The 9714-nt window shown below is 65.2% G+C and carries 2 protein-coding genes; one reads left to right on the top strand and one right to left on the bottom strand.

Annotated elements, in window-relative coordinates; genetic code table 11:
• On the top strand, positions 1 to 3267 hold a 3267-nt coding region (locus A5752_RS06725), incomplete at its 5' end, for a condensation domain-containing protein (protein WP_231983341.1).
• A gap of 87 nt (positions 3268 to 3354) precedes the next feature.
• On the opposite strand, the gene pks2 is transcribed toward A5752_RS06725, so the two are convergent.
• Positions 3355 to 9648, bottom strand: a complete 6294-nt coding sequence (pks2, locus tag A5752_RS06720; protein WP_067083539.1) for a sulfolipid-1 biosynthesis phthioceranic/hydroxyphthioceranic acid synthase — start codon at positions 9646 to 9648, stop codon at positions 3355 to 3357.
• Positions 9649 to 9714 lie beyond the last annotated feature (66 nt).

Genomic DNA, 9714 nt, shown 5'->3' with positions numbered 1-9714 from the left:
CTGGCCGGCATCTACGCCCAAGTACTCGGTATCGAACGCGTCGGCGTCGACGAATCCTTCTTCGAACTCGGCGGGGACAGCATTTTGTCCATGCAGGTTGTGTCACGCGCGCGTGCAGCCGGCGTGCAATGCCGGCCGCGTGACGTGTTCGTCGAGCAGACCGTGGCTCGGTTGGCCCGCGTGGCGCGAACGGCAGACGGTGGGGCCGGCGTCGTCGATGAGGGCGTAGGGCCCGTAGTGGCCACGCCGATCATGCGGTGGCTGCAAGATGTCGAGGGACCAGTCGACCACTTCAATCAGACGGTGTTGTTGCAGGCCCCTGCGGGTGCAACCGAAGCCGACGTGGTGATGCTCGTTCAGGCATTGCTCGATCGGCACGCCATGTTGCGACTGCATGTGGATGGCGAAGGCCCCGGCGGGTGGTCCCTGCGTGTGCCGGAGGCCGGTTCGGTCTCGGCACGCAAGTGTGTTCATGCGGTGAAGGTGTTCTCTGACGCCGCACTGGTAGCTGCGCGGGAAAGGTTGAATCCGTCCGCGGGTGCGGTACTCAGCGCACTGTGGGTGTCTTCGACGAGTCAGTTGATATTGATCGTGCACCATTTGGCGGTCGACGGTGTGTCATGGCGGATCCTGCTGGAGGATCTCAACATCGCCTGGGCGCAGCACCGTAATGGTGTGCCGGTTGAGTTGGCCGCCACCGGGACCTCGTTCGCTCGGTGGTCGTCATTGTTGGCTGAGCATGCGAGCGACGCGGAAGTCGTTGCGACCGCGGATGAGTGGCGGAGAATCGCATCGGCGCCCGCGCTGCTGCCCGCGTTGAATCCGGACGTAGACACTTTCGCAACTGCCGGGAATTTGACGGTCCCGCTGGACACCGAGGTAACTCGATTGTTGCTCGGCGAGGTGCCGGCTGCCTTCCATGCGGGGATCAACGACATCTTGTTGATCGCGTTGGGTATGGCGTTGGCAGAGTTCGTCGGTGCGGGTGCCGGGCCGGTGGGTATCGATGTCGAGGGCCACGGTCGTCACGAGGAACTCGGCGACGTCGATTTGTCTCGCACGGTGGGCTGGTTCACCGCGAAGTACCCCGTCGCTCTGAAAATCGGTCGGCTGGACTGGGCGAAGGTGCGTTCGGGCGCGCCCGCCTTGGGAGCCGTGCTGAAAGCTGCCAAAGAGCAACTGCGGGGTATCCCTGAAGGCTTGACCTATGGGTTGCTGCGATACGTGAACGCGGACGTGGAGCTACCCGCACTGGATCCGCAAGTCGGTTTCAACTATCTGGGTCGACTGGGCGCGGCCGCCGGTGAGCTGTCGGAGGATCTGTGGCGCGTCGATGCTGACGGTGCGTCGGTTGGTGCGGCGGCCGCGGCGATCGCCATGCCGCTCATGCACACGCTGGAACTCAATGCCGGCACTGTCGAAACTCCGTCCGGGCCTTCATTGCACGCAACGTGGACCTGGGCACCGTCAGCGCTCAACCACGCGCAGGTGGACCGGTTGAGTCGCTTGTGGTTCGAAGCCCTGTCTGGGATTTGCGCTCATGTCCGAGAGGGTGGGGGCGGCTTGACGCCGTCTGACATCGCGCCTGCACGACTGACGCAGGAGCAGATCGACGACCTGCAGCAGGGATATCATGTGGCGGACATCCTGCCGCTCACCCCGCTGCAGCAAGGTTTGCTGTTCCACGCCATGACCGCAGCAGGAAATGACGACGACGTCTACGCCGTGCAACTGGATATCACCGTCCGCGGTCCTCTGGACGCCCATCGCCTCAAGCACGCGGTGGACGCGGTTGTCAAGCGCCACCCCAATCTTGCGGCTCGCTTCTGCCACAACCGCCTTGATGAGCCGTTGCAGATCATCCCCGGCAACCCCGAAATTCCGTGGCAGTACGTCGATTTCGTTGGCGAAGGCGATCTGGAAGCTGGATTGCAGCGGCTCTGCGCTGAGGAACGGGCTCTGGTCTACGATCTCGCCGAACGGCCAGCCTTGCGCGTGGCGCTGGCTCGTATCGGCCACGAGCAGCACCGGTTCATCCTGACCAACCACCACATCCTGCTCGATGGTTGGTCCATGCCGATCCTGCTCGGGGAGATCTTCGCAAGCTATTCGGGTCAGCGACTTCCCGCGTCCGTGCCATACCGCCGGTTCGTGTCCTGGTTGGCTGATCGCGATCTGGAAGCCGCCCGTGCGGCATGGCGCGACGTGCTTTCCGGCTTCGAGAACCCGACTCTGGTCCGTCCCCCCGAACGGTTGGGTTTGGGGCCAAGAGACACGCGTTCCTTCCGAGTGGCAGAGGGCACCACAAGAGCGCTGACCGAGTTGGCCCGATCGCGGCATATCACCGTCAGCACCGTCCTTCAGGCCGCGTGGGCGCAGTTGCTGATGTCGGTGACGGGCCAGGATGATGTCACCTTCGGCACCGTCGTTTCCGGAAGGCCGGCCGACGTTGCAGGTGCGGATTCCATGGTGGGACTGTTGATCAACACCGTGCCGGTGCGTGCGCGCATCACATCCACGACGACGACCATAGATTTGCTGGATGATCTCCAAGACCTGCAGGAGAAAACTTTCGAGCATCAGCACCTCGCGCTGAGCGAAATCCACCAGATCAGCGGTCAGCGCCAGTTGTTCGACACGGTGTTCGTATACGAGAACTACCCGATCGGTGCTGGTGGATTGGCAGACGGCCATGACTTGGCGGTCACCGACATCGATGTCCGCGACTATTACCACTACCCACTCACGGTCCAGGCGATGCCCGGCGACGAACTGGACTTACGCGTTCAGTTCCGCACTGATCGATTCGAACCGCAAACCATCGAGACGCTGATGAGCCGGTTCATCCGGATCCTCGACACCATGGTCGCCGATCCGACCGGGAGACTCTCGATTGCCTCGCTCGGCACGCGCAACACTCGGCGATGGGAGGACTGGACTTCGACGCCGGCGGTTGCTCCGGGTCCGTCATCGAAGCACCCTGCTCGCCATCGCGAACCGGTTGACCTTGTCGAGCAGGTTCTCGTCGACATATTCGCCCAAGCGTTGAACGCGGGTACAGTCGGCGTTCGCGATTCCTTCTTCGACCTGGGCGGGGATTCGCTGGCCGCCACGCGGGCAATCGCTGCGGTCAACGCGGCCTTCGACATCCAATTGCCGGTGAATACGCTGTTGGATGCGCCATCGGTCGAAAGCCTGAGCAAGCACGTGAACTGGCATGCCGGCAAGGTGGAGAAATCGGGCGGCGAGCGCGGTCAGCGACGATAGGCGTCAGAGGCTCAGGCAGTACGCCTCGCTCGTCCATCGGTCATCGACCACGGTTCGAAGAAGACGGTATCGAGCCTGAGCAGACGCTCAATTGGCTTGTGCGGGTACCAACTTCTCGCACAGCAGGCCCGCAAGGCCGCGGACTGTAGTGATGTCCGTGGGGGGTATGCGGACACCGGTCTCTGTTTCGATGCGTGTGCGCAGTTCCAGTGCGCCTAACGAATCCATGCCGTACTCGGAGAGCGGGCGGTCGGGATCCACACTGCGGCGCAGGATCAAGCTGATCTGTTCGGAGATCAGATGCTGCAGACGGACAGGCCACTCGTCCATCGGCAGTTGGTCAAGCTCTGCCTTCAATTTGGTCGTACCCGTGCCGTCAGCCCCGCTGGATCGGAACGCTTCGCCGAACGGACTGAGTGCGGCGAATGCGGCCAACCACGGCGCATCCATTGTCGGTGCATAGCCGCTGTAGCTCCGGTCGTGCCGCAGCAGCGCTTCGAACGCGTAAGCTCCCTCGGCAGGGGCGATGGCAGCACCGGTGTCCTCAGCCAGGGCAGCGCCACGCCCGATCTCATCCCAAGCGCCCCAAGCGATTGCGGTCGCGGGCAGACTCTGGGTACGACGCCACCGCGTGAATGCGTCGAGCCAACTGTTGGCCGCCGCGTAGGCACCCTGTCCCGGCGAACCGACCAGTGCGGCGGCCGAGGAGAACGAGCAGAACCAGTCCAAAGGCTGCTCGACAGTGGCGGTGTGCAGGCTCCACGCTCCGTAAACCTTTGGTGCCCAGTTGCGTTCGACGAGCTCGTCGGTGATGTTGCTGAGTGCGGCGTCCTCGATCACCCCGGCCGCGTGCAACACCCCCCTCACCGGAAGTCCGGTGGCCGTTGCCGCGGCCACCAACCGGCGACCCGCTTGGACATCGGCGACGTCGCCGCACTCCACCACGACCTCGCCGCCGATCTCGCGGATGCGCTCGATGGTCTCCAGCGCTTCCATGCTCGGTTGCGACCGTGAAGTGAGCACGATACGGCCACAACCGGCGGCAGCCATGTGCTCCGCCAGGAACAAGCCCAAGCCGCCCAATCCGCCGGTGATGATGTAAGCGCCGTCGCCACGAAATATCGGCATTTGCCGCGGGGGCACCACCACCCGGCTGGAGCCCGTGTGCGGGATATCGAGCACGAGTTTGCCGGTGTGCTGTGCGCCGCTCATCGTCCGAATGGCGCGGACGGCGTCGGCGAGCGGATAATGCGTGGTCTGCGGCACGGGTAGCGAACCGTCTGCGGTGAGGCGGTAAACCGTGCCCAGCAATTCCCGGAGCCGCTCCGGATGACTGACGGACATCAGCGCCAGGTCGACGGCGTGGAATGTGAGGTTGCGCCGGAAAGGGAAGAGCCCCAGATGGGTGTCGCCGTAGATATCGCGCTTGCCGATTTCTACGAATCGTCCGCCGAATGCCAGCAACCCCAGGCCGGCGCGCTGAGCGGCTCCGGTGACCGAGTTGAGAACGATGTCGACCCCGTACCCGTCGGTGTCGCGGCGGATCCCATCGGCGAACTCAAGGCTGCGCGAGTCGTAAACGTGCTCGATTCCCATGTCGCGCAACAGCTGTCGACGCTGCTCGCTGCCGGCGGTAGCGAAGATCTCGGCGCCTGCGGCCCGAGCGATCCCGATGGCCGCCAGCCCCACCCCCCCGGTCGCGGAATGGATCAATACCTTCTCACCGCTTCTGATTCGCGCCTGGTCATGCAAGCCATACCAGGCGGTGGCCGTCGCGATGGTCAGCGCGGCGGCGTCACCAATCGCGAGGCCGTCCGGCAATGCGACGGCCAGATCCGCATCGCAGGTGATGAACGTACCCCAACAGCCGTCGGCGCAGATCCCACCGACGCGATCGCCCACCTGGTGGCCGGTCTCACCGGGTCCGACCGCAGTCACCACCCCCGCGAAGTCGGTGCCCAGTTGTGGCAGATGCCCCTCGAACGCGGGATATCGGCCGAACGCCACCAATACGTCGGCGAAGTTGATGCTGGACGCGTGGACAGCGACTTCGATCTGTCCGGGTCCCGGCGGAACCCTGTCGCGCGCAACCAGTTCCAAGGATTGCAGATCGCCGGGAGTGCGGATCTGCAACCGGATCCCGTCTCGCCCATGGTCGGCCACCCTGGTTCGCCGCTCCTGCGGCTCCAGCGGGGCGGGTTGTAGTCGCGCCGTATACCACCGGAAGTTACGCCAGGCCGTCTCGTCTTCTTCCGAGCCGCTCAGCAGCTGCTGCGCCAGTTGACCGGCATCGGTGACGTCGTCGATATCGATCTGGGTAGCCACAAGATGCGGGTGTTCATTACCGATCACCCGGACCAGACCCCGTAGGCCACCCTGCGCAAGATTGGGTCGGTCGCCCGCCAGCACGCTCTGAGCGCGGCGGGTGACCACGAAGAGGCGAGGCGGCTCGCCGGAAATCTCGGCCAACTCACGAGCGATGCGCACCAGCTGCTGCACGTACTCACAGCCCAGAAATGCGGCGTCCGGGTCGGTTATGCCCGTGTCCGGGCTCATGAAAATGGCAACGCCGTCGAATCGGTTGCCTCTCAGATGATTTCTCAACTGCTCGGTGTTTGAGTCGTGATCGGCGTGCGGTGGCCAGGACATCGCTGTGCAGTGAGCGCCGTGGGCCGTCAAGATGCCGCTCACCTCGGTCATGACAGCGTCGGTGGCGGTGCTGACCAACAGCCACGCTCCAGCGTCGGCGTGCGGGACGTCAGGCAATGCTCGCTGCTGCCATTCCACGGTCAGGAGCCGTTCGGCCAACACTCGGTCTCGCTGGCCTTGTTCCGCCATGCCCGTGCCGAGTCGCAAACCCCGCACCAGGAGCACCGCTGTCCCATGTTCGTCGAGTACGTCGATGTCGGCTTCGACCCCGTCGGCCTGAATGCCGGTGACGCGGGTGTAGCAGTAGCGCGCGTTGCGTGCCGAGGAATACGCGCGCAGCAGTCGGACACCCAGTGGCAACGCCATCACGCCGGCGCCAAGGGACTGGACCTCCGGATGGGCGGCGACCGACTGGAAGCATGCGTCCAGGAGCGCAGGGTGAACGCCGTAGGCGTCTTGCTGGGAACGGATCGAGCGGGGCAGCGCGACTTCGGCGAGTACGGCGCCGCTGCCCGCGTCGCCGGTGCGCACCACCGCCAACCCCGTGAACGCGGGACCGTAGGTGACGCCGTGCCCGTCGACGCGCCTACGGACCTCATCGCCATCCAGGGCAGCGGGATGGGCGGCCAGCAGCGCGGACGTGTCGTAGGTGGGTCGTAATTCGTCATCGGCTGCCAGCAGCACCGCGGAAGCGTGTCGCACCGGTTCGTCGCCCTGGTGCGTCTGCACCGTGAATTCGAGTGCCTCGTTCGGCTTGGACCACGACGCCGAGGCCGTCACCGTCGTCTGCGCGTCGAGCAGAAGTGCCTGCTCGAAACGGATGTCACGGACCTCGGAATCCTCGCCGAGCACCTCGCATGCGGCCGCGAGTGCCAGTTCGCAGTAAGCCGCTCCCGGAAAAACCGGAACGTTGTGGACCTGGTGATCACCGAGCCACGGTTGCGCTGCGGTGCCGATGTCGGCCTGCCACACGTGGCGCTCCGGCTCGTCTCGCAGATGCACATGCGAGCCCAACAACGGATGCACCGCGATGGTGGACCCACCACGTACCGGGCCCTCCTGGCCACCGTTACTCAGCCAGAGGGGGCGGTGCGTCCAGGTCGGCAGCGGCGCGTCGACCAGCCGTCCGCCCGGGCAGAGAACGGAGAAGTCGATGGCAGCGCCGGCCTCGTGCAGATCCACCACGAAGCCACGCAACCCGTGGGGCAGCGGCTGGTCGCGGCGCATGGCGGCAACCGCGGCCAACGGGATCTCGCGGCTGCGGGCGGTCTGCTCGAGGGCGCGCGTGAGCAGCGGGTGCGGCGACAACTCCGCGAAGACACGGTGACCGTCCTCCATCGCCGCCTGCACCGCGGTGGCGAACCGCACCATCCGACGCATGTTGGTCACCCAGTACCTGGCGTCGCACATCGGTTGCTCGCGCGGGTCGAACATGGTGGCCGAGTAGAACGGTACGTCCGGCGTTCTCGGGTCGAGGAACGCGAGGGCGTCGGTCAACTCTGCGACGATCGGCTCAACTTGCGGTGAGTGGAAGGCCACGTCGACGGGGAGTTCACGGGCCATCACGTCGCGCTGCTCCCAGCCTGCGACCAGATCACGGACCGTCTGGGTGGCGCCGGCCACCACTGTGGAGTCCGGAGAGGGCACCACCGCCACGACGACGTCGCCGATGCCATCAGCCGCGAGCTCTGAAAGTACCTGCTTTGCAGGTAATTCCACCGCCGCTGTGGCACCTTGGCCAGCGATGCGCGACATCAACCCCGAGCGACGACAGACCAGGCGCAGCCCGTCTTCCATTGAGAGCGCGCCTGCGGTGACGGCCGCCGCAGCCTCGCCGAGGGAATGCCCGATGACGGCGCCGGGGTGTACGCCGTATGCCTTCATCACTTCGGCAAGGCCGACCTGGAACGTGAACAGCGTCGGCTGAAGCCGCTCTTGACCGGTCACGACCTCAGTACTCGACAGCGCCTCGGTCACTGAGAAGCCGGACTCGTCGGCGATTATCTGCTCGGCCTGGGCCACAGTGGAGGCGAAAACCGGTTCGGTTCCCAACAAGTCGACACCCATGCCGGCCCATTGCGAGCCCTGCCCGGAGAAGACCCATACCGGACCTCGGTCATCGGCTCCGACCGCCGGCGCAAAGGGGTCATCGCCGTCGGCGACCTCGCGTAGCGTCTTGATGAGCTCAGGCGCGCTGCTCGCGATGACTGCCGTGCGCACCGGTCGATGGGTGCGTCGAAGCGCCAATGTGTAGGCAAGATCGGGCAACAGAATGTCGTCTCGGTCCTGGACCCAATCGGCCAGCCGCCCGGCGGTACGACGAAGTTGCTCAGGCGAGCTGGACGACAGCGGGAACAGCAACGGTGCCGTCGTCGACGATTCGGCTGAGACCGGCGCCGCGGTAGCGGGAGCTTGCTCTACCACGGCGTGCACATTGGTTCCCGATATCCCGTATGACGACACCGCCGCGCGACGCGGATGTTCCCCGTTTGTCGGCCACGGTGTATTGCCCTGTGGCACAAATAGTTTCGTTTCGATCTGCGCCATCGCCGCAGGAAGTTGGGTGAAGTGAAGGTTCTGCGGAACGACACCGTGCTGCAGCGCCAGCACCGCCTTCATCAACCCCAGCGTGCCAGACGCCGCCTGAGTATGACCGAAGTTGGTCTTGGACGATGCCAGCGCACAAGGATGATCTCTGCCGTATACCTCTGCGAGACTGGCATATTCGATGGGGTCGCCGGTGGGTGTACCCGTGCCGTGGGCCTCCACCATCCCGACGCTGGCCGGATCCACGCCGGCCGCCGACAGCGCCTCCCGGTAGGCTGCGACTTGGGCCGGCTGCGAGGGTGTTGCGATGTTGACGGTGCGTCCGTCTTGATTGGCTGCAGTGCCCTTTATCACTGCCAGGATGCGGTCACCATCGCGTTGCGCGTCGGTCAACCGCTTGAGCAGTACGACTGTGCACCCCTCGCCGCCCACGAATCCATCGGCGGCCGCGTCGAAGGCGTGGCAACGTCCTGTGGGGGAGAGCATGCCCTCCGCGGAGCCTGCTGACCACTTGCGCGGGTCCAGGGCGAGACTGACACCGCCGGCGAAGGCGAGGTCGCTCTCGCGCTCGTGAAGGCTGCGGCAGGCCAGGTGGACGGCGGTGAGGCCGGAGGAACATGCGGTGTCCACGGTTAGCGCGGGACCGTGGAGGCCGAGGGAATGAGCGATCCTTCCGGACGCCAAGCTGAAGTTCGTCCCGGTGAATCCATAGGCCTGCTCGACGGCACCGGCGTCCGCGGCCAAGAGTTGGTAATCGTTGTGCGTCAACCCCGCGAACACGCCCGTCAGCGTGTCGGCCAACGCGTCCCGCGTCAGACCGGCATGCTCCATCGCCTCCCAGCAGGATTCCAGCAACAACCGGTGCTGCGGGTCGCTCGCGGCGGCCTCGCGCTCGTTGATCCCGAAGAACTCGGCGTCAAATCCCGCTACGTCGTTGAGGAACGCACCCCACTTCGACACCGTCCGGCCTGGTACGCCGGGCTCCGGGTCGTAATACTCGTCGGCATCCCAGCGGTCGGACGGAATCTCGGTGACCAAATCCTCGCCCCCGACCAGGGCCTCCCACAGCCGCTGCGGAGAGTCGATGCCTGCGGGAAGTCGGCACGCCATTCCGATGACGGCGACCGGAGTGACAGCTGAGCCCGAGTTCTCCGACGATTCGTGCGCGCTGTCGAACGACGTCATGTTTCCTCCCCGAACTACGATGCACTCCCCTGGCCGCTTCGCGGGTCAACGCCGCGCAGGTGCGAG

This window comes from Mycobacterium sp. 852002-51961_SCH5331710, from assembly GCF_001665535.1.
GTDB lineage: Bacteria > Actinomycetota > Actinomycetes > Mycobacteriales > Mycobacteriaceae > Mycobacterium.
The sequence above is the reverse complement of the archived record's forward strand: the minus strand, read 5'-3'. Positions and strand labels throughout refer to the sequence as shown.

Coding starts and splice junctions, on each gene's coding strand:
- pks2 (WP_067083539.1), bottom strand. CDS start 9,648: ATGACGTCGTTCGACAGCGCGCACGAATCGTCGGAGAACTCGGGCTCA.